Origin of the sequence: Pelomonas aquatica, assembly GCF_026712205.1 — a bacterium.
Classification (GTDB): Bacteria; Pseudomonadota; Gammaproteobacteria; order Burkholderiales; family Burkholderiaceae_C; genus Pelomonas; species Pelomonas aquatica.
This window is the reverse complement of record NZ_JAPPUW010000056.1, coordinates 1-1032: the sequence shown is the minus strand read 5'-3', so window position 1 is coordinate 1032 and position 1032 is coordinate 1. Positions and strand designations below refer to the sequence as shown.

General features: G+C 64.2%; 1 protein-coding gene. It reads left to right on the top strand.

Going from position 1 to position 1032, the window contains the following annotated elements; genetic code table 11:
* Nucleotides 1-961 (top strand): reverse transcriptase domain-containing protein (locus tag NYP07_RS23905; protein ID WP_268154718.1); only part of this gene is annotated, 961 nt, incomplete at its 5' end.
* Nucleotides 962-1032: the final 71 nt, after the last annotated feature.

Genomic DNA, 1032 nt, shown 5'->3' with positions numbered 1-1032 from the left:
ATTCTCGGATGGGAGCTATGGCTTCCGCCCGGGACGCAGCGCGACGCAGGCAGTGGTCCAAGCCGCGAACTACATCCGGGGCGGCAAGCGCTGGGTGGTGGACATGGATTTGGAGAAATTCTTCGACCGTGTGAACCACGATGCGCTGATGCACCGGGTCGCCAGGCGGATCGACGACAGGCGCGTCCTGAAGTTGATCCGGCGCTTCCTGCAAGCGGGTTTGATGGCCGACGGGATCGAGACAGCGAGGACACAGGGCACGCCGCAAGGCGGACCGCTGTCACCGCTGCTGTCGAACATCCTGCTGACCGACCTGGACCGCGAACTGGAGCGGCGCGGACTGGACTTCTGCCGGTACGCGGACGACTGCAACATCTATGTGTCGAGCCAGCAGGCGGGGAATCGCATCATGGACGGGGTGACGAAGTTCCTCTGGGAACGGCTGAAGCTCACCGTGAATGCGGCCAAGAGCGCGGTCGCGAGGCCCTGGGGACGCAAGTTCCTAGGGTACAGCGTGACCGTGCACAAGGAGACCCGTCTGAGGATCTGGCCAGAAAGTCTGGCGCGCCTGAGGGCACGGGTCACGGACCTGTGTCTGAAAGGGCGTGGACAACGTCTGGAGCGGACCATCGAGCAGCTCCGACCGGTCCTGCGGGGCTGGATGAACTACTTCCAGCACACCCAGGGGCGACGAGCACTCGAAGAACTGGACATCTGGGTGAGGCGTCGACTGCGGGTCATTGCCTGGAGGCAGTGGAAGCGCCCGGCTACACGGGAATCCCGCTTGCGAGCGCTTGGGCTGGACGCGCATCGCGCGTGGAAGTCGAGCGTCAACGGGCGGGGACCGTGGTGGAATGCCGGAGCAAAACACATGGTGGCAGCAATGCCGCCGAAGTACCTTGCCAACATGGGGCTGGTCTCGCTGGTGGATACCCACCAGCAACTCCAGCGTTTTACTTGAACCGCCGGATGCGGACCCGCACGTCCGGTGGTGTGAGAGGGCTGAGGGGGCGACCCCTCACCCTACTCGAT